Annotated in this window: 17 protein-coding genes and 2 tRNA genes; 7 read left to right on the top strand and 12 right to left on the bottom strand. The window is 73.1% G+C overall.

The features are described from left to right. Positions 1-128: 128 nt before the first annotated feature. Both ACWC21_RS06215 and ACWC21_RS06210 read right to left on the bottom strand, forming a co-directional pair. On the bottom strand, positions 129-860 hold the full coding sequence (locus tag ACWC21_RS06215) for a PA14 domain-containing protein (RefSeq protein ID WP_450878656.1): 732 nt from the start codon (positions 858-860) through the stop codon (positions 129-131). A 76-nt stretch (positions 861-936) separates the two neighbouring features. Beyond that, entirely contained in the window at positions 937-1,431 is a 495-nt protein-coding gene (locus ACWC21_RS06210; protein ID WP_450878654.1) for a hypothetical protein, read from the bottom strand. Positions 1,432-1,608: 177 nt separating this feature from the next. Between ACWC21_RS06210 and ACWC21_RS06205 the strand changes: the two genes are divergently transcribed. From ACWC21_RS06205 to ACWC21_RS06195, 3 genes are all read left to right on the top strand, one after another. Continuing rightward, positions 1,609-2,823: a histidine kinase gene (locus tag ACWC21_RS06205; protein WP_450878652.1), complete on the top strand. Its 1,215-nt coding sequence runs from the start codon at positions 1,609-1,611 to the stop codon at positions 2,821-2,823. Positions 2,824-2,873: 50 nt separating this feature from the next. Then, entirely contained in the window at positions 2,874-3,512 is a 639-nt protein-coding gene (locus ACWC21_RS06200; RefSeq protein ID WP_450878816.1) for a response regulator transcription factor, read from the top strand. A 97-nt stretch (positions 3,513-3,609) separates the two neighbouring features. After that, a complete protein-coding gene (locus tag ACWC21_RS06195) occupies positions 3,610-3,843 on the top strand; it encodes a hypothetical protein (RefSeq protein WP_450878650.1) in 234 nt (77 codons plus the stop codon). A gap of 122 nt (positions 3,844-3,965) precedes the next feature. Here the strand turns inward: ACWC21_RS06195 and ACWC21_RS06190 are convergent. Next, positions 3,966-4,038: transfer RNA gene (locus tag ACWC21_RS06190), tRNA-Arg, on the bottom strand. Positions 4,039-4,211: 173 nt separating this feature from the next. Further along, positions 4,212-4,302: transfer RNA gene (locus ACWC21_RS06185), tRNA-Ser, on the bottom strand. Between the two features lie 181 nt (positions 4,303-4,483). Here ACWC21_RS06185 and ACWC21_RS06180 point away from each other — a divergent pair. Further along, a complete protein-coding gene (locus tag ACWC21_RS06180) occupies positions 4,484-5,023 on the top strand; it encodes an SSI family serine proteinase inhibitor (RefSeq protein ID WP_450878648.1) in 540 nt (179 codons plus the stop codon). Positions 5,024-5,289: 266 nt separating this feature from the next. Next, positions 5,290-9,840, top strand: coding sequence for a PAS domain-containing protein (locus tag ACWC21_RS06175; RefSeq protein WP_450878646.1), 4,551 nt, complete (start codon positions 5,290-5,292; stop codon positions 9,838-9,840). A gap of 52 nt (positions 9,841-9,892) precedes the next feature. Here the strand turns inward: ACWC21_RS06175 and ACWC21_RS06170 are convergent, their stop codons facing one another. After that, positions 9,893-10,471, bottom strand: coding sequence for a TetR family transcriptional regulator (locus ACWC21_RS06170; RefSeq protein ID WP_450878644.1), 579 nt, complete (start codon positions 10,469-10,471; stop codon positions 9,893-9,895). Positions 10,472-10,597: 126 nt separating this feature from the next. On the opposite strand from ACWC21_RS06170, the gene ACWC21_RS06165 reads away from it, so the two are divergent. Beyond that, positions 10,598-11,803, top strand: coding sequence for an MFS transporter (locus tag ACWC21_RS06165; protein ID WP_450878642.1), 1,206 nt, complete (start codon positions 10,598-10,600; stop codon positions 11,801-11,803). A 126-nt stretch (positions 11,804-11,929) separates the two neighbouring features. Here the strand turns inward: ACWC21_RS06165 and ACWC21_RS06160 are convergent, their stop codons facing one another. The 6 genes from ACWC21_RS06160 to ACWC21_RS06135 form a co-directional block, all read right to left on the bottom strand. Further along, entirely contained in the window at positions 11,930-13,606 is a 1,677-nt protein-coding gene (locus ACWC21_RS06160; RefSeq protein WP_450878814.1) for a long-chain fatty acid--CoA ligase, read from the bottom strand. Between the two features lie 218 nt (positions 13,607-13,824). Then, a complete protein-coding gene (locus ACWC21_RS06155; RefSeq protein WP_450878640.1) occupies positions 13,825-14,382 on the bottom strand; it encodes a SigE family RNA polymerase sigma factor in 558 nt (185 codons plus the stop codon). A gap of 147 nt (positions 14,383-14,529) precedes the next feature. Then, the gene (locus tag ACWC21_RS06150) at positions 14,530-15,696 is read right to left on the bottom strand and encodes a lipid-transfer protein (protein WP_450878638.1); all 1,167 of its coding nucleotides are present in this window, start codon (positions 15,694-15,696) and stop codon (positions 14,530-14,532) included. Beyond that, positions 15,693-16,169, bottom strand: coding sequence for a MaoC family dehydratase (locus tag ACWC21_RS06145; protein ID WP_450878636.1), 477 nt, complete (start codon positions 16,167-16,169; stop codon positions 15,693-15,695). Before ACWC21_RS06145 ends, ACWC21_RS06150 begins: the two co-directional genes overlap by 4 nt. Positions 16,170-16,289: 120 nt before the next feature. Continuing rightward, positions 16,290-17,252 (bottom strand): bifunctional MaoC family dehydratase N-terminal/OB-fold nucleic acid binding domain-containing protein, encoded by a 963-nt coding sequence (locus ACWC21_RS06140; RefSeq protein ID WP_450878634.1) that lies wholly within the window; start codon positions 17,250-17,252, stop codon positions 16,290-16,292. After that, a complete protein-coding gene (locus tag ACWC21_RS06135; RefSeq protein WP_450878632.1) occupies positions 17,249-17,470 on the bottom strand; it encodes a hypothetical protein in 222 nt (73 codons plus the stop codon). The genes ACWC21_RS06140 and ACWC21_RS06135 overlap by 4 nt, the downstream gene beginning before the upstream one ends. A gap of 651 nt (positions 17,471-18,121) precedes the next feature. Between ACWC21_RS06135 and ACWC21_RS06130 the strand changes: the two genes are divergently transcribed. Next, positions 18,122-18,988 carry a bifunctional DNA primase/polymerase gene (locus ACWC21_RS06130; protein WP_450878630.1) on the top strand — a complete coding sequence of 289 codons (867 nt, stop codon included), beginning with the start codon at positions 18,122-18,124 and terminating at the stop codon, positions 18,986-18,988. A 72-nt stretch (positions 18,989-19,060) separates the two neighbouring features. On the opposite strand, the gene ACWC21_RS06125 is transcribed toward ACWC21_RS06130, so the two are convergent. After that, positions 19,061-19,933, bottom strand: coding sequence for a ribosome-inactivating family protein (locus tag ACWC21_RS06125; protein WP_450878628.1), 873 nt, complete (start codon positions 19,931-19,933; stop codon positions 19,061-19,063). Positions 19,934-19,971: the final 38 nt, after the last annotated feature.

The following is a 19,971-nucleotide window of genomic DNA, read 5'->3' as shown; positions in this document are numbered from 1 at the left end:
CACTTGAGGCCGACCTTGTGAGTCGCCTTGTCGTAGGCGCCGGTCAGGCCGGTGACGACCGGCAGGGGCCGGACGATGGTGTCCTTGCTGCCCGACGAGGTGTTGCCCGCCTTGTCCTTGGCGCGGACCTAGTAGTAGGGCGTGCGGTCGTCCGGATTCACCAGCGGGTCCGTGTAGCCGCGGGCGGTGGTCGTGGTGACCTTCGTCCAGGTGCCGCAGCCGACGGGCCGCCGGTAGAGGGAGTAACTCGCGAGATCCATCTCCTTGTTGGCGGACCAGGAGACGGTGGTCCTGCGGGTCTTGGTGTCGTAGGCGGTCTTGACGCCGGTCGGGGCGAGTGGCGCCGTCGGGTCGTCCTTGGCCGAGGTCAGTGGCGAGTAGGTGAACTTGGCCTTCGCGGCACCGGACCAGTTGACGTAGTCGACGCGGACGGTGTGCTTCCCGGAGGGGATGCCGAAACCGATGCTCGTGCAGCGGGCGGTGTCCCCCGTGCCCGTCCACATGTCGATCTGGCGGACGCCGTCCAGATAGGCACGGACACCGTCGGTGGCGGAGACGGCGAACGTGAACGGCCCGCCGGAACCGAAGTTCCGGGTCACCGACCAGCGGACACCGAAGTTGTTCGACGGCACACCGGAGGCCGGGCTGCCCGCCCAGTTCTGGTCGATGGCGCTGTCGCAGTCGGTCTTCACCGGGGAGCCGGAGAACGAGGTGTTCTTGTAGAACGTCCGCTGGTAGACGTTCGCCGAGCAGGTGACGTCGGCGGCTGCCGCCCGCGGGGCGCCGGACAGGAGGCTGCCGAGGACGACGGCGGACACGACACCACCGGCCTGAGCGGCGAGGAGTCTCTTGTGGTGCACGGAAACCTTTCGCGCTGTGCGGTCCGGGAATACAGCGGGGAGACCCGTGCGCCGGGAGGAAGGTTGTAGTGGCCGGTCACCGCAAGTGCTCCGACCATGAGGTGGGCGACGACCCGGGCGTCAAGGACTGCGGACCACTCCGCGGCGGGCGGACGGCGAGTACCGCGCACAGGGCCGCGAGGGGGAGTTCCGCGGCCACGGCCATGGCGACGGCGACGGCCAGTTCCGGCCCGGCCGCGGAGGTGGCGAGGTCGATGCAGGCGTCGGCGAGGAGGAGCACCGCCGCGGCGGCTGCGGGCGCCCGGTGACGGGCGTCGGCGCGTAACAGACGGCTGCCCGCGGTGAGCAGCGCGGCGGCCTCCAGGGCGTCGAGGGCGACCCAGGCGGCGGCCTCGGCGGGCGGCAGGGTGCCGGCGAGGTAGCCGAGCCAGGGCAGCAGGGCGAGGCCCGCGCCCATGAGGATGCGTCCCTGCCGGCGGCGGGCGCGGCTGAGGTGAGCGAAGCCGTGGGCAGTGCCGGTCGTGGGGCGGCTGCCCGTGTGAAGGGCGGAGCCGAAGGCGATGAGGGGCACTTCAGGGGTCTCTTCCCGGTGTCGTGAACCCGGCCGTCGGGCTCGTGATCAACCCTCCGATGTCCGTCGTCCGGAGTCAGTAACACCGCTGTCCGTCTTGGGGTGGCACCAGCTACACCCCCACTACGGACGGCAGGTTCATGGCAACCCTGCGCAACCAGCGCCTACGGTGGGGCCATGGAGATCCCTCCCCGGCTGCGGCGAGCGCTCACCCGCCTGACCCGCGACACCGCCTTCCTCGCCGTGGGGGCACCGCTGCACCTCCTCACGGGGTTCCTGCTGCTCATGGCCTACGGCCTCGGGTGGGAGATCGTCTGGGGGCAGGACAGCAGCGCGCCGCCGGTCCTGGCTCTCACGCTGGTCCTGACGGCGGTGTGCGTGCCGGCGCTGACCGCGGCCCAATGCCGGCGCTTCCGGCGGCTGCTTGGGATCGACATCCCCCGCCCGGGGTGGCGGCGGCTGTGGCGTCAATTCGGCTACCACTCCCTGGCCGGGACGCTGTTCGGCACGCTGGAGACGCTGGTGGTGGGGCTGCTGGCGGCCGGAGTGACCGCGGCACTGGCCCCGGTGTGGGTCTACGCGCTCCCCTGGCGGTGGCGGACCGAGCACCTCGGCTACGCCACGGAGGCGGCCTACATCTCCGTGGCCGGTCTGCTCGCGCTGGCCACCGTCCCGGGCCTGGCCGCCGCCCTCGTACGCCTGGAGAGCCATGCGGTGCCCGGCCTGCTCGGCCGCAGCAGGGAGGAGGACCTGGCGCGGCGGGTCGAGGACCTCACCGAGAGCCGGGCGGGCGCGGTGGACGCCGCGGACGCGGAACGACGGCGGATCGAACGGGACCTGCACGACGGCGCGCAGCAGCGGCTGGTGTCGCTGGCGCTGAATCTGGGCCTGGCCAAGGCCACGCTCGTGGATCTGCCGCCGGAGGCGCGGGAGGTGATCGACACGGCGCACCGGGAGGCGAAGGAGGCGATCGAGGAGCTGAGCAGCCTGGTCCGCGGGCTGCACCCCGCCGTCCTGGACGAACTCGGTCTGGACGCGGCCCTGTCCGGCCTCGCGGCCCGCGCGCCGCTGCCCGTACGGCTGAGGGTGGACCTGCCGCGACGACTGGTGCCGGCGGTGGAGGCGGTCGCCTACTTCGTGGTCTCCGAGGCACTGACGAATGTCGCCAAGCACGCACGGGAGGCGACCCGGGCGGACGTGACGGTCACCCTGCTGGGCGGGATACTGCGGGTCGTGATCGCAGACGACGGTCCGGGCGGGGCCGACCCCTTGAAGGGCAGCGGCCTCACGGGGCTCGCCCAGCGCGTGCGGTCGGTGGACGGAACATTCCGGATGACCAGTCCCGTGGGGGGACCGACCATGATGAGCGTGGAGCTGCCGTGCCAGAGCTGAGGAACGCCGTCCCCGGCAGGGGAGACGAGGCGCCCGCCGCGCGGCGTGCCGTGATCGCCGAGGATTCCGTGCTGTTGCGGATGGGACTGGTCAAGGTCGTGGAGATGGCCGGCTTCGAGGTGGCCGCCGAGGTGGGCGACGCACAGGGGCTGCTGGCCGCCGTCGAGGAGCACCGGCCCGACCTGGCGGTGGTGGACGTCCGGATGCCGCCCGGCTTCACGGACGAGGGGGTACGTGCCGCGCTGTCGATCCGTCGCAGCCGGCCGTCGACCGCCCTGCTGCTGCTCTCCCAGTACGTCGAGGAGCGCTACGCGGCCGACCTGCTCGCCGCCAACACCAGCGGGGTGGGCTATCTGCTCAAGCAACGGGTCGCGGACGTCGAGGAGTTCATCGAGGCGCTGCGGCGGGTGGCGGACGGCGGTACCGCGCTCGATCCGCAGGTCGTCGCCCAGCTCCTGGTACGACGGCAGAGCGACCCGCTGGAACGGCTGACGGCCCGCGAACGCGAGGTGCTCACCCTCATGGCCGAGGGCCGCTCCAACGCGGGCATCGCCGCCCAGCTCGTGGTCGGCGAGAGCGCGGTCGCCAAGCACATCAACAGCATTCTCGCCAAACTCGATCTCCCCAGGACGGACGCCGACCACCGCCGGGTACTGGCCGTACTGCAGTTCCTGGGAGCGGATGCCTAGCGCTCCCGCCGGTGCAAGGGATTCGGACGGCCGGCTGTGAGCGGACCCGCGGTGGCCCGTAGTCTCGTTCTCTCCGCAGGGGAGCAAGGACGGGGGCATGTCCGCGATGGCGAAGCCGGTACGTGCGGCGGTGGGGGAGATCTGGCTCAAGTGCCAGGTCTGCGGGAGTGACGTGTTCCGGGAGCGGGGCGTCCTGCTCAACAGCGCCGGGATGGAGTTCATGAAGCTGGCCTGGGCCGACGAGAAAGCCACGGGCCTGATCTGCTGGCGGTGCGGCTATGTGCACCTCTTCGCCAACAAGGACATCAAGCTCTACCGGGCGGACAAGTAACGAACCGTCCCGTCGCCGTCAGGCGCTGCCGCCGCGCCGGGCGCTGCCATTGCCGTACTTCGCCGCCGCACGCCCCTGAAAACGCAAGGGGCCCCGGATCTCTCCGGGGCCCCTCATCCGTGTGCACTCGGCAGGATTCGAACCTGCAACCTTCTGATCCGTAGTCAGATGCTCTATCCGTTAAGCTACGAGTGCTTGTTTTGTTTTCTTCTCCGCTCCCGGCTTCCTGCCCGCTCGCGGCGACAGGAAGAACATTACATGACTGCCGCCGTCATGTGAAATCCGTTCCCCGCACCCCTTGTGACCTGCGAAAACGCCAAAACACCGAAGCCCCGGTCCGTGTGGACCGGGGCTTCGGTGATCAGGTGCGGAGGCGGAGGGATTTGAACCCTCGATGGGCTGTAAGGCCCAAACCGCATTAGCAGTGCGGCGCCATAGACCGGACTAGGCGACGCCTCCAGCACAACCCCACGCGAGCGCGTGAGTGGTGCGTGCAGATGATGACACAGTCGAGCGTCATGTCACCAACCGGCTCCCACGGTACTAGGCAGGCGGGCCGCAGGGCAAAGCCGTTCGTGTCGGCGCGGCGGTCGCCCGGTCGGCGGCGCAACGTCCTGGCGGGAGCGGCGTTGGGCAGGGCATGTTGCCGGTCATCCCCCGAGTGGGCACGGCGGGTGCGGCCGGGCGGGCGTCCGTGGCCGCCGTCGCCGTCACCGCCGCTGCCGTCGCCCTTTTCCCGCCGGTCGCCGCGCCCGCCCTCGCCTCCGCGTCCGGGTCCGCCGCCGTGTCGATGCCCCCGCCCGTGCGTCCCGAGGACCGGGCCGCCGCCGACGGGGACCGGGGCGACGCCGACGGGGATCACCTCACCGTGACCGTCCTGAACGCGGGTGGCGGCCGTGACGGGAGGTACGAGCTGTTCTGCCATCCGGGGGCCGGCAGCCATCCGGACGTCGGCGGTGCCTGCCGGACGCTGGACCGGAACACGCGGTGGGGCCGGGACGTCTTCGCGCCGGTCGCGCCGGGCAGCGTCTGCGCCATGCGGTACGGGGGGCCGGCGACCGCCCACGTCACGGGGACCTGGGCCGGGCGGCCCGTCGACGCCGCGTACGACCGGAGCAACGGGTGCGAGGTGGAGCGGTGGGACCGGCTCGTGCCCCTGCTGCCCGACCTGCGCGGGTAGCGCCCCGGCCTCGCACAGGCGTTTCATGGCGGAATCCCCGGTCCCGTAAATGTCCTGCGAAGGTCTCGCCGCCCGAAAACCCGAGGCAGGACGGAGTCCGGGGCAGGCGGTCACACGTTCCCCCCACTTCGTCGTGCGACCTCCCTCTCATCCGGCGTCGCGAGCGCAACCGGTGCCCTTAGACTCCCTCGCGTGACACGCGGCGGGCCGGTTGGCAAGATGGCCCGAGCGGTCGGCAAGGTGCGGTAACAGGGAGGAAGCGTTTCGTGAGCAGCAGGCCATCCCGAGGCGCTGCTCGCCTCGCAGCCATACTCGACGCTCTTCCCGACGCGTTGGTGCTGGTCAACGCCAATGGGACCGTCGTCAACGCCAACACCATCGCGCTGGAGGCCTTCGAGACCCCGGGGACGGCTCTGGTGGGGCGCGGGCTGCTCGATCTGCTGCCCGACTTCGACTCCAGGCTCATCCCGGGCTCCATGCGGCGGCCCGACCACATGGACCCGCGCGGGCGGACCAAGCCGACGCGGATGGTCGCCCGGCGCACCGACGGCACCGAGTTCCCGGTCGAGGTCACCAGCGCGAACCTGGAGAACGGGCAGCAGGCCTACGACGGTTACGGCTACACCGGCGACGAGCTGCTGATGCTCGTCGTGCGGGACCTGTCGGGGACCGTCGACACCGAGGCCGAGCTGGCCCGCTCGCAGCGGCAGACCGAGATGATCCTCCGGGCCGCCTCCGAGGGCGTCGTGGGGACGGACACCGACGGGCGGATCGTCCTCGTCAATCCGGCCGCCGCGCAGATACTGGGCTACCGGGCCAGCGAACTCGGCGGCAAGGAGCTGCACACCCTCGTGCTGCACTCCCGTGCCGACGGCGCCCCCTTCCCGTACGACGAGTCGCCGCTCGCCGACACCCTGCGCTCCGGGCGCAAGCACCGGGTGCGCGGGCAGGTGCTGTGGTCCAAGGCGGGGGACAAGGTGGCGGTCGACCTGACCACCGCGCCCGTACGCGACGGCGACCAGCTGGTCGGCGCCGTGATGACCTTCAACGACCGGCGGCAGTACGACGCGCTCGCCGAGGAGAAGGCCGCCCTGGAGAAGGCGCACGCCGACGAGCTGGAGAAGCTCTCCGAGGAGCACGCCTCCGACCTGACCGCGCTGCGCCAGCAGCACGTCACCGAGCTCGAGGAGCTGCGCGAGCGGCACGCCGAGGAGCTGGCGGCCGGCGAGGACCGGTACGCCGCGCTCGGGGAGCGGGAGAAGGACCGTTACGAGGCGCTGGCCGGGCGGCACGAGCAGCTGCTCACCCTGCTCGGACGTTCGCTGCGCGGGCCGCTGGACGAGTTGCGCCGGGAGCTGGCGGCGCTCGCCGCGGACGACGCCGGGCAGCTGTGGCCCGAGGCCAACCAGGTGCTCCACCATCTGTCGGCGGGTTACTCCCGTATCACCCAGTTGATCGACAACGTCCTCGGCTACCAGCGGCTCGACACGGGCGCGGAGGACGTCGTACGCACGAAGGTGATGCTGGACTCGGTGGTCGCCGCCGGTGTCGACGGGGCCGTCGAGCTGATCGGGCCGGGGCGGGTGCAGTTCGCCGTGCACGCGCCGCCGATCGAGGCGGAGGTCGACCCGCAGCGGCTCGCGACCGCGCTGGCGCATCTCGTCGCGGACGTCGCCGGCGTCGACGCGACCGGCAACTCGCCCGTCTCGGCGGGCGGTTACATGGACAACACGGTCGTCGTGGCGGCCGCGCAGCGCGGTGAGGTCGTACGCATCGAGGTGCGCGGGCCGTACTCCGGGGGAGACCCGGTGCACGAGCCGATCGTCCGCGGGATCGTGCGGGCGCACGGTGGTGTGCTTCAGACGCACGACGTGCCGGGGATGAGCGGCAGCGCGTACGTGCTCGAGGTGCCGATCGGAGGCGGGGCGGGGGCCGTCCCGGCACTGGACCAGGCGCATGTCCCCGGTGCCCAGCTGGCGCTGGCGGGCGGTTCCGCCGACCACGACGAGGTCGCCGTCGAGGCCCCCGTCGAGTCCGGCTCCGGCGACGGGCAGCCCGGCTCCGGCGGTCGGCGACGGGCCCGGCGGGGCTCCACGGACGCCTTCCTGGAGATCGAGGTTCCGGGCGAGTCCGGCGGTGACGGTGCCCAGGCGCCCGCGCCGACCGGGCGGCGCCGCAGGCGTGCCGTCGAGGCAGCGGCGCAGCCGGCGCCCGAGGGCGCGGACGTCACCGGCGGCACCGGGCGGCGGCGGGGACGGCCCGCCGAGGACGCCGGTGCCGGTACCGGTGGCGACCAGGGGGTCGCCGAGGGTGCCGTCATGACGGCGGCCGAACACGCCGCGGGGACCGCCGCCTCCGGTACGGGACTCGGCGGGACCGTGCCGCCGCAGGGCGTTCCCTCGCCCGGCGGGCGGCAGCTCCCGCGTGACGCCGGGGAGCGGCAGGCCCTGCCGCCCGCCCTGCCCGCGGCAGGCACCGGTGCCGAGACCGCGCAGCCGACCGGGCGTCGGCGGCGTGCGCTGGCCGCCGCGGCGGAGCGCGCCGCCGCGCAGGAGGCGGGCACCCGTACGGTCTTCGCCCTGCCGCCCGCGGAAGCGGACCGCCCGGCCGAGGGGCAGGCACAGGCCGTGGGGCCGGTGCAGGCGCAGGTCCCGGGGCAGGCACAGGCCGTGGGACCGGTACAGGCGCAGGTACAGGCCGTGGGGCCGGTGCAGGCGCAGGTCCCGGGGCAGGCGCAGGCCGTGGGGCAGCCCCAGGTTCCGTCGCAGGTGCCGGGCGTGGACGTGCCGGGGCCGGTCGCGAACGGTGCGGCTGCCGTGCCGGGTGGCCCGGCTGCCGTACCGGCCGGTGCGCCGGTCGACGAAGGCCGGCACGACGCCGTCGCCCACGACCAGTCGGAGGACCACACCCCGCCCCAACCGCATCCCACCAGCGCGCCGACCGGCCGCCGGCGGCGCGTCGTGGCCCCGCCGCAGCAGCCGGCGGAGACCGCGGGGCCCGCGGCGCAGATCCCGGCCCAGGCCGTGCCCGTTCAGCAGGCGCAGCCCGGTGTCGCCGTGCCCGCGCAGGGCGGCGTCGGCCAGAGCGTGCAGGCGGCGCCCGCGCCGGGGAGTTCGGTCCAGATGGCTCCCGGCCGGCCGGTCGCGGTCCCGGCGGCCCTGAGCCAGACGGTCCCCGCACAGGGCACCCCCGGTCAGCTCCCGGCCGCGGCACAGCCCGCTCCGGTCCAGACACCGGCGGCCCAGCCGGTTCCGCCGCAGACCGCCCCGGGGCCGGCGCCGCAGTCCGTGCCCGCCGCCGCGTCGGTTCCGGTGCAGAACGCGGGGCAGTTGCCCGCCGCCCAGCCGCTGCCCGCGGAGGCGACTCCCGGGCAGGCCGCCGCCGGCCAGGTTCCCGCCGGCCAGGTTCCGCCGGCTCCGGCCGCGCCTGTCCCCGCGCAGGCACCCGCCGTCCCGGCACCCGCGCCCGCGGGCGTCGCCGGACCGGCGAACGGAACGCCCGCAGCGGCCCCGAACGCAGCGGCCCCGAACGCAGTAGCCCCGAACGCCGCGGCCACCCCGGCGTCCGGCACGCCCCTCCCCCCGGAGCACGCCGCCGTGCAGTCCCGCCCGGCCCAGCCGTTGCCCGAGCAGACGGCCGGGGTGCCGGCCGACGTGACCTCGACGCAGGGGCAGGGCTTCAGCGTGCGGACGCTGGGGCAGGGCGTGCCGTTCAGCAGGCAGGCCGCCCAGGTGCAGCAGCCGACGGCGACGCCGGCCCCGCACCAGCCGGGCGGTTCCGGACGGCGCCGCAAGCTGGGCACGCCGCCCGACCCGGCCGCGCGCCCGGAGCAGCGTCCCGAGCAGGGAGCCCGCCCGCATCCGCCCGCCGAGCAGCCGCCGGCCCAGCCGCAGGCGCAGCCGGTCGCGCCGCCCGTCCCCCAGCCGTCCCTGGCCGGACAGTCGAGGCTCGCCCCGGCCACCGAGGGCGCCGGACGGTCGTACGCGATAGGCGCCCCGGACGAGAACGCCGCCGAGGGGCCCGAGCCGCTGGACGGCCCGGGCGGGGCGGTCGAGGTCGCGGACACCCCGCGTCCGCAGCCGATGGACGACGAGCTGCCGCCGGAGCCGCTGGACAATCCACGCCGGCTGCTGGTGTGGCCCGCGCCGGACGTCACCACGCAGCAGGCGCTCAGTGACCGCGGCTACCGCCCGGTGATCGTGCACTCGCGCGAGGAGGTCGACGCGCAGATCGCGGCCTTCCCCGCCGCGCTGTTCGTCGATCCGCTGACCGGGCCGATCACCCGTACCGCTCTGCAGTCGCTGCGGCAGGCGGCGGTCGCGGCGGAGGTGCCGGTGCTGGTCACGGCCGGGCTCGGGCAGGCGACCCGGGAGGCCGCGTACGGTGCCGATCCCGCCGTCCTGCTGAAGGCGCTCGCGCCGCGGGACAGCGAGCAGCACCCGCCGCGGGTGCTGCTGATCGAGGAGCACGCGGAGATCGCGCTGGCCCTGACGGCGACGCTGGAACGGCGCGGGATGCAGGTCGCGCGGGCCGCGAGCGACACGGACGCGGTGACGCTGGCCGGTCAGCTCAGGCCGAACCTGGTCGTGATGGACCTGATGCAGGTGCACCGGCGCCGGGCCGGAATCGTGGACTGGCTGCGCACGAACGGCCAGCTCAACCGCACCCCGCTGGTCGTCTACACCGCCGCGGTCGACCAGGCCGACCTGCCGCGGCTGGCCTCGGGGGAGACGGTGCTGTTCCTGGCGGAGCGGTCCACCAGTGGCGAGGTACAGAGCCGGATCGTGGACCTGCTGGCCCGCATCGGCGTCAACTAGGGCCTGTCCCAGGTGCATCGATCACAAGTGTCGTCGACGCCGGCCCGGGTGCTCAGCGGGCCGTGAGTCTGCGGGCCGCCTCCTTGACGGAGGCCCGCAGGCGTTCGCGGTCGCCGGCCCCGTCGCCCGCCAGGATGCGGCGCATCTGCGGGACGACGACGCTCCAGTTGGCCAGTGCGGTCAGCAGGACCAGCAGGTCGCCGGCCGGAATGGCGTCGGTGATGACGCCCCGCGCCTGGCCGTCCTCGAGCGCGGCGACCTTGCGGGCGTAGTGGTCCTGGCGTGCGGCCTCGTCGGGCAGCTCGGCGGTGCCGTACTCGATGCCCTCCCAGAGGAGCAGGCGCAGCAGCTCGGGGTGGGCGGCGTGGTAGTCGAGGAGACGGTCGATCCAGCCCTCGATGTCGTCCGCGTCGATGGGCACCGCGGCGGCGAGGTCGACCATGCAGGTGCCGAGGACCTGGGTGAACAGCTCCGCCTTGTTGCCGAAGTAGGCGTAGATCAGCTGCTTGTTGGCCTTGGCCGCGGAGGCGATGCGGTCGATGCGGGCCCCGGCGATGCCGTGCCGGGCGAACTCGGCGACCGCCGCCTGGAAGATCCGGGCCCTGGTGGCCTCGGGGTCCCTTGTTCCCATGCCGCAAGGGTAGCGACTGTGTAACCAACTATTTGGTTGACGGGGAACAGCCTGCGGGGGAACGCTGTTGACGCTTCCAACCAACCAGTTAGTTATGAGAGTCGGCTCTAAAGGAGTACTCCGGTCATGCCGTCAGCGACCACCCCCCGAGAGGCACACGAGATCCGGGTCCCCGCCCGCGAGCAGGCCGTCTCCGGACGGCTCCTTCTCGTTCTCATCGCCGTCTGCACCGCCGTCACGGCCGCCAACATCTACCTCGCGGCTCCGCTGCTCCCCCTGATCGCCCACGACTTCGGCACGGTTCCCACGGCCGTGACCTGGATCGCCTCGGTCGCGCAACTCGGCTACGCGGCCGGTCTGCTCTTCTTCGCCCCGCTGGGCGACCGCGTCGACCGGCGTTCGCTGGTTGCCGTCCTGTCGGTGGCCACGACGGCCGCGCTGTGGGTCGGGGCGGCGGCGTCCGGCACCACCCCGCTCGCCGTGGCCGTGTTCGTGGCCTCCGCCGCGACCGTGGTCCCGCAACTGCTGGTCCCGCTGGTCGCCGAACGCGCCCCCGCCCACCACCGGGCCCGTCATGTCGCCGCCGTCATCGCGGGCCTGTTCACCGGCATCGTCGCGGCCCGGGTCGTCGGGGGTCTCGCCGGGCAGTCCTTCGGCTGGCGGTGGGTCTTCGCCGGCGCGGGCGCGCTGACCCTCGTGCTGGGACTCGCCACCGCCCTGGCCCTGCCACGGGAGAGCCGCCGCCGTACCGGCCCGCTGTTCGCCGGCCTGAGCGCCCTGCCCGGACTGGTGCGCCGCTCGCCCGACCTGTGGCGGGCGTGCGTCAGGCAGGCCGGGATGTTCGGCGCCTGGAGCGCCCTGTGGACATCACTCGCCCTGCTGCTGACCGGCCCGGCGTACGGCCTGTCCACCGCGACCGCCGGTCTGTTCGGCCTCTTCGGCCTGACGGCCAGTGCGGTGGCCCCGCTCGCGGGCGGGCTGGTCGACCGCTTCGGCGCCGCGAAGGTCGTACGGTCGGCGTACGCCCTCGCCGCCGTCTCCGTCCCGCTGTTCTGGCTCGGCGGCCAGGCGCTCGCCGCGCTGTTCGTGGCCGCGATCGCCGTCCACGCGGCCCTGGTCGCCTCCCATGTCGCCAACCAGACCCTCGCCCTGACCACGACCTCCGCACCCGCGACCGCCAACACCGCCTATGTCGTGGCCGGTTTCACCGGCGGCGCGCTCGCCTCCGTCCTCGCGGGCGTCGCCTTCGGCCAGTGGGGATGGAACGGCGTCAGCGCGGTGGCCGGCCTGTGGCTGGTGCTCGGGTGGTCCACGACGGCCGTACGACGGTGAGGGCGGCGCCCGGTCCCGGCCCGAGCGAGCCGCCCGGGCCCGCGCCCCGGCGGGCCGCCCAGGGTCCGCGCCAGGCACCAGGACACCGGGCCGGGGGCCTTCGCCCCCGCCCGGCGCGGGCGCGGTTCAGAGCCGGGTGACGTCCAGCTCGCCCTCCGCGTACTTCCTGCGCAGCACCTTCTTGTCGAACTTGCCCACGCTCGTCTTCGGCACCGACTCGATGACCGTCCAGCGCTCCGGGAGCTGCCACTTGGCGATGTGGGCCTCCTCGGCGAGGAAGACGCGCAGGGCCTCGAAGCCGGTGGTGGCGCCCTCCCGCAGCACGACGGTGGCCAGCGGGCGCTCGCCCCACTTGTCGTCGGGGACCGCGACCACGGCGGCCTCGGCGACGTCCGGGTGGGACATCAGGGCGTTCTCCAGCTCGACGGAGGAGATCCACTCGCCGCCGGACTTGATGACGTCCTTGGCGCGGTCGGTGAGGGTGAGGAAGCCGTCGGGGGAGATGGTGCCCACGTCTCCCGTCTTCAGCCAGCCGTCCTCGCTGAACTTGTCGGCGGGGCGCAGGGCTTCGGCGTCCGGGCCGTTGTAGTAGGCGCCGGCGATCCAGGGACCGCGCACCTCCAGCTCACCGGCGGACTCGCCGTCCCAGGGCAGCCGCTCACCGCCGGGGCCGGTGAGGCGGGCCTCGACGCCGGCCGGGAAACGGCCCTGGGTGAGCCGGTAGGCGAACTCCTCCGCCGTACCCATGGCGTGGGCCGGCGGGCGGGCGACCGTGCCCAGGGGGGAGGTCTCCGTCATGCCCCAGGCGTGGCAGACCCGCATGCCGAGGTTGTCGAAGGCCTCCATGAGGGAGGGCGGGCAGGCGGAACCGCCGATGGTGACCTGGGTGAGGGTGGAGACGTCGCGGGGGCGGGCGGTGAGCTCGGCGAGCAGGCCCTGCCAGATGGTGGGGACGGCGGCGGCGTGCGTCGGCCGCTCGTGCTCGATCATCTCGGCGAGCGGGGCGGGCTGCAGGAAGCGGTCCGGCATCAGCAGGTTGACGCCGGTCATGAAGGTGGCGTGGGGCAGGCCCCAGGCGTTGACGTGGAACTGGGGGACCACGACCAGAGAGGTGTCCTGGTCGGTCAGGCCCATCGACTGGGTCATGTTGACCTGCATGGAGTGCAGGTAGATCGAACGGTGGCTGTACACCACGCCCTTGGGGTCTCCGGTGGTGCCGGAGGTGTAGCACATGGCGGCGGCCTGGCGTTCGTCCAGCTCCGGCCAGTCGTACGTGGCCGGCTTCCCGGCGATCAGCTCCTCGTACTCGTGCACCGGCACCGCGGCGTCCGCCAGCAGGGTACGGTCGCCGGGCCCCGTGACCACGATGTGCTCGACGGTCTTGAGGTGCGGCAGCAGGGGGGCGAGCAGCGGCAGCAGGGAGCCGTTGGCGATCACCACCCGGTCGGCGGCGTGGTTGACGATCCAGGCCAGCTGCTCGGCGGGCAGGCGCAGGTTGAGCGTGTGCAGCACGGCACCCATGGAGGGGATGGCGAAGTACGCCTCGGTGTGCTCCGCGTTGTTCCACATCAGGGTCGCGACCCGGTCGTCGTCCCGGACGCCGAGGTCCTCGCGCAGGGCGTGCGCCAGCCGGGCGGCGCGGGCACCGATCTCGGCGTAGCTGCGGCGGTGCGGCTCGCCCTCGCCCGTCCACGTGGTCACCTGCGACGTGCCGTGGATCGTCGACCCGTGGGTCAGGATCCTCGAGATCAGCAGCGGTACGTCCTGCATCGTGCTCAGCACGGCGTCCTCCCAAGGCGACATCGCCTGCGCGGCGGTAGGGGCTGCGCTGATTCTGCTCACATACCGCGCGGTATGTCACTAGGAGGCCGAAAACTTTCGAGCCCAGGGGGGACGGACGGGGGGCGGGAATCCCGGGCCGGGCGGAAACCCCGAGGACACGCACGACGGTCCCGAGGACACGCACGACGGCCCCGGGGACCGTCCGGCGCGGTTCCGGGGCCCCTCCGGAGGACCATCCCCTAGCGGACGAGCCCGAGCTCCGGGTCCTCGCGCAGTTTGCCCAGCGCCCGGGACACGGCCGACTTCACCGTGCCGACGGACACCCCGAGCACCTCGGCCGTCTGGGCCTCGCTCAGGTCCTCGTAGTACCTGAGGACCACCATCGCCCGCTGCCGGGTGGGCAGCTTCCCTATCGCCCGCCACATCGCGTCGTGCAGCGCCTGCCGCTCGGCCGGGTCGTCCCCGCCGGGCACCGGCTCCGGCTCCGGCAGCTCCTCGCACACGAACTCGTCCACCTTGCGCTTGCGCCACTGCGAGGTGCGCGTGTTCAGCAGCGCCCGGCGGACGTAGCCGTCCAGTGCGCGCTGGTCCTCGATCCGCTCCCACGCCACGTACGTCTTGGTGAGCGCGGTCTGCAGCAGGTCCTCGGCGTCGCTCGGGTTCGCGGTGAGCGACCGGGCGGTGCGCAGCAGCACCGGCTGGCGAGCCCTGACGTACGACGCGAACGACGGGTAGGGCCGGGTCTGCCTCGCTGGTGCAGCGACGGCCGACGCGCTGGTGCAGACGGGTGTGGTCATGGCTCCACGCTATGAGCGGTCCCGTTGCCGCGGATCGGCCCCAGGTCCATAAGCGGGGTCCGCCTCAGGTTGTAGGGGTGGTGCCCGCCCCACCTCCTGAGGGTGGACGGGTGGTTCCCTCGTACTACGGGTTCACCCGTCCGGGGTTCAGTCGTCCGCCGCCAGGACCAGTCCCGACGTCGGCACCCCCGTCCCCGCGGTCACCAGGACCCGGGCCGCCCCCGGTATCCGGTTGACCGCCGTACCCCGCAGCTGGCGCACCCCCTCCGCCACCCCGTTCATCCCGTGCAGATACGCCTCCCCCAGCTGGCCCCCGTGGGTGTTCAGCGGCAGCTCCCGCCCGGCCACGAAGTCCGCCGCCTCCCCTCTCCCGCAGAACCCGAACTCCTCCAGCTGCATCAGCACGAAGGGCGTGAAGTGGTCGTACAGGATCCCCACGTCGATGTCCGCCGGAGCGAGCCCCGAGGTCCGCCACAGCTGCCGGGCCACCACACCCATCTCCGGCAGCCCGGTGAGGTCGTCCCGGTAGAAGCTGGTCATCTGCTCCTGCGCCCGGCCCGCGCCCTGGGCGGCCGCCGCGATCACGGCGGGCGGCCGCCGCAGGTCGCGGGCCCGCTCCACGGACGTCACCACCAGCGCCTGCCCGCCGTCCGTCTCCTGGCAGCAGTCCAGCAGCCGCAACGGCTCCGCGATCCAGCGCGAGGCGGCATGGTCGGCGAGCGTGATCGGGCGGCCGTGGAAGTACGCCGCCGGGTTGGTCGCCGCCCACCGGCGGTCGACGACGGCGACCTGCCCGAAGGCCTCGGTCGTCAGCCCGTAGGCGTGCAGATAGCGCTGGGCCGCCATCGCCACCCAGGAGGCCGGGGTGAGCAGCCCGAACGGCAGCATCCAGCCGAGCGCCGCACCCTCCGCCGACGGCTCCCGGTGCTGCACCCCCGAGCCGAAGCGGCGGCCCGAGCGCTCGTTGAAGGCCCGGTAGCAGACCACGACCTCGGCCACACCGGTGGCGACGGCGAGCGCCGCCTGCTGGACGGTCGCGCAGGCCGCCCCGCCGCCGTAGTGGACGCGGGAGAAGAAGGACAGCTCGCCCATGCCGCAGGCCTGGGCCACGGTGATCTCCGGGCTGGTGTCCATCGTGAACGTCACCATCCCGTCCACGTCGCCCGGCGTCAGCCCCGCGTCGTCCAGCGCGGCCCGCACCGCCTCCACCGCCAGCCTGAGCTCGCTGCGCCCCGAGTCCTTGGAGAACTCCGTCGCCCCGATCCCGACGATCGCCGCCCGCCCGCCGAGGCCGTCCCGCGCACGCGCGCTCACGCCGTACGCTCCTGCGCTCCGGCGGCCGTACGCTCCGGCGCTCCGGCGCTTGTGTGTTCCGGCGGCCCGCCGATCACACGCTCCGCCGGCACCGTGACCGTGACCGTGCCGGTGACATGGCGTCCCCTGCCGTTCTCGCCGACGACCCCGACCGTGACCATGGCGCCGTCGACCTCCTCGACCGTGCCGGACAGCACCATCGTGTCTCCGGGGTGGTTGGGCGCCCCGAGCCGGATGGCCACCTTGCGGAGCACGGCCGTGGGGCCGAAGTGGTCCGTGATGTACCTGCCGACCAGGCCGTTGGTCGTCAGGATGTTCATGAAGACGTCCGGGGATCCCCTGCGCCGCGCCAGCTCGGGATCGTGGTGGACGTCCTGGTAGTCCCGCGACGCGATCGCGCCCGCCACGATCAGCGTCCTGGTGATCGGGATCTCCAGTGGCGGCAGCTTCACGCCGGGCCTCACCTCCGTCATGCCCCGCTCCCCACTCGCGATCGGCTCCCCCGGTTCCTGTCATGTGCGGCCGGGTCTCCGAAGATCCGCGCAGCCGGTTCCCGGGCCGCGGACCGCGTCCCCGTGGGCGTGAAGTCCATGTCAGGCCTCGCTCTCGCCGGCCCGGAACACCGGCAGGACCAGCGCTCCGCCGTCGTCCTCGTACCGCCGGAACTCGACCCGGACCGGGAGCCCGATGCGCACCTTGTCGTGCGGCACCCCGACCACACCGGCCACCATCCGCACACCCTCCGCCAGCTCGATCAGGCCGACCGCGTACGGACCCGCCGCGTCAGCGCCATGATCGGGTTCCGTGAACGCGGGGAAAGGGGGGTGGTGCATCACGACGTGGGAATAGACCGTGCCCCGACCGCTCGCCTCGACCGTGTCCCAGTCCAGGCAGCCGCAGGCGTTGCAGCCCGGCAGCCAGGGGTGGCGCAGGGTGCCGCACCCGGTGCAGCGCTGGATGAGCAGCCGGTGTTCGGCGACGCCCTCCCAGAAGCCGGCGTTGTCGCGGTTCACCACCGGACGGGGGCGGCGGACCCCCGGTTTCCCGGTTTTCCGCCGGGTGGGCGCGTACTTGAGGATGCGGAAGCGGTGCGTGCCCACGAGATCACCGGCCACGCGCACGTTCGTACGGGTCGTGACGAAGTACCCGGTGCCCAGCTTCGTCGTCTTCCGCGCCGACACCGACTCGATCACCGTGTCGAAGGTGACCTCGTCCCCCGGCCGCAGGGGCCTGAGGTACTCCTGCTCGCAGTCGGTGGCGACCACCGACGTACAGCCCGCCCGGTCGAGCAGGCCGAGCAGCTCGTCGTACGCGTCGGTACGTCCCTCGTGACCCGAGAGCCCGCCCATGGTCCACGCCTGGAGCATGGTGGGCGGGGCGACGGCGTCCGGTCCGGTGTACGCCGGGTTGGTGTCGCCCATCGCCTCGCACCAGTGCCTGATCATCGGCGCGTTGACCGGGTCCTTGCCCACCGTGGCCACGGCGGCCGCGCGTCCCTCGTACGTCCGGAGCCGCTGCTCCAGCCCGGCGCCCGGCTCCCCGGCCGGCGCGCTCACCGCAGCCCCCTGGTCGTCCCGGGCCGCATGGTCGCGACGCTCTCCCGCCGCACCTCGCTCACCCCGCCCCCGAACGTGCCGGTCCACGCCGACCTGTTCAGCCGTCCTGGCTCGCCGGGGCCCGAGTCGCCGGGCGGCCCCTGGGGCAGCAAGGCGCGGGAGCAGGCGCGGAGTTCGGCGCACAGCCGCTGCCGGCGCTCGGTGGGGGCGAGGTGCACGGCGGGCCTCCCGACCTCGGACGAGCCTCGTGACGACGGCTTCTGACTGTCCGTCAGATAGGGTCGGCTGTCAAGGTCGTCGGGACGAGGACAGACGTCTGCGCGGCGGCACCGAGGTACCGCCGCGCAGATGTGTCAGTGATCCATCGAGCGCCCACCACGGGGGACTTCAGCCCCGTGTCGACACCCCGGGCTCACTCCAGCCGGGCGAAACGGACGGCCGCGTTCTCCTTGCTCCCCGTCGGCGGGCAGTGGAGGCGGAGCCCCGGCCCCGGACGGTGCCGCTCTGGCGCCGGGCGCCGGAGCCGTCCGCCTTCCGTTGCGTGGCGGACGAGTTGGACACGGGCGGTGCGGATGATCGCCATGCGACTCCTCCAGAACGAGTGCGTGAACTGCGCTGCGCGATGCTCGAACCAGAGTTGCCCACGGAATCCCCTCGAACCACCTCGGAAGACGCTGTTCCCACGCAAGCGTGACGACAGGCCGATAAACCCCTTTCGCCGCCCTCAGTCGACCACAACAACCGGCGACGAAGACCCGGCAACGTCCCGAGCCGGGCGCCGCAGAGGACGAATCGTTCCGGCGGCTTTCCGCGCCCGGGCCGCACCCGGCCCTCTTCCCTTTTTCGAACATACGTACGAACATGGAAGCATGGCCACCACCGACCGGCAGGCCACGACGCTGGCCCTCGCACACGCCCTGTCAGCCGCCGAACGCGGCCTGGCCGTCATCCCCCTGTCCCGGACGAAACTCCCGGCCCTGCGCTCCCCCCACCGCGACGATCCCGCCACCCCCGCCTGCCACGGCGAGTGCGGTCGCTTCGGCCACGGCGTGTACGACGCCTCCACCGATCCGGCACGCATCCGCGAACTGTTCACGGCCGCCCCCTGGGCCACCGGCTACGGCATCGCCTGCGGCCTGCCCCCGCACCACCTGATCGGCGTCGACCTCGACACCAAGTCCGGCACGGACTCCTCGGCGGCCCTGCGCGAACTGGCCCTGCGCCACCTGTTCACGATCCCCGAGACGGTCGTCGTCCTCACCCCCAGCGGCGGCCGCCACCTCTGGCTGACCGGCCCGCCCGACGTGGTCGTCCCCAACTCCGCCGGGCGCCTGGCCCCCGGCATCGACATCCGCGGTGCCGGCGGCTACCTCGTCGGCCCCGGCTCCCGCACCGACCACGGCCACTACTCCGCCGCCCCGGGCACCGCCCACCTCACGCCCGCCGCCTGCCCGCCCGCCCTGCTCCGCCTGCTGCTCCCACCGCCGCGGGCACCACACCCCACCGCGCCGGCCGGCGGGCAGCACGGCCAGGGCCTGGTCCAGTTCGTCCTCGCCGCCCACGAGGGCCAGCGCAACACCCGCCTGTTCTGGGCCGCCTGCCGCGCCTACGAGAACGGCATCGGCCCCGCCCTCGTCACCCCCCTGGTCGACGCGGCCCTCCACACCGGCCTGTCCGAACGCGAGGCCCGCGCGACGATCGCCTCAGCGGCCCGGATGACCGGCCACCACCCTTGAAATCCACGGGCGCCCCCGGCCGAAGCCGGCTCCCCGGGCCGCGAGCCGGGGGCCGCGAGCCCGGGGCCGGTGTCATGACTGGCCGTGCATGATGCCCCCGTTGGCCTCGACGAAGCCGACGTAGTACAGCAGTGCCGCGATGGTGGTGACGGTGTGGCCCATGATGTAGATGCTCTGGCCGGACGGGTTGGCACGCGCGTTACGGATGAACCTGCTGATGGCCCCCCACTGGTTCTCCACGTTCGCGGCGAGGATGTTCCCGCGTTGCCCGTCGACGTAGTTCAGCGGCCGGTTGCGGTTGGGATCCTGGATGTTGCCCCGGACGACGTCGAAGACCACACCGAAGCGCGCGGCCTCCGAGAAGATCTGGGTCGCCATGAGCACCGCGCGTCCCGTCGCCTCGTTGTACGCGGCTGCGCGGCCAAGGGTGCGCATGGCGTTGTAGATGTTCTCGGGGTTGGGGGCGAGGGATCCCCGGTCGTTGCCGCCCGGGAGGTCGTTGTAGTTGCCGCTGGCGATCCGGCGGTTCGCGGGCACCGTCACGCCCAGCGCGGTCTGGAACTCGTCGATCCGATCCTGGAACGCCCAGTGGGTGTTGGTTTGCGGGGCGTAGAAGCCGGCGACGTAGAGGTCGTTCGCCCAGAGGTAGACGGAGGCGAGGTGGGTGTTGTTGGTGTCGAGGACCCGCACCTGAATCAGGCGGCCCCGTTCGGTGGTGGTCTCCGTGACGTTGTTGACGCCGGTCACCTCACCGTAGGTGTACCGGTGGATGGCGTCGATCAGGTTCCAGTAGTTCTGGTGGTGGGTGTTTCCACCGGCGGTGATGTTCGAGATGTGCCAGTCGATCACCTGGTAGTTGGTCGCGGACGCGGTGCCGCTCAGTGTCGTCACCAGGCCCATCGAGACGGCCAGGGTCAGCAGGGCGGAACAGATTCGTTTCAGCACGGTCTTCCCGTTATCTCCCGATCGAGGGTGGTCAGTCC

It is taken from the genome of Streptomyces sp. NPDC001348 (assembly GCF_053597535.1).
This window is presented reverse-complemented; position numbering and strand designations above follow the sequence as displayed.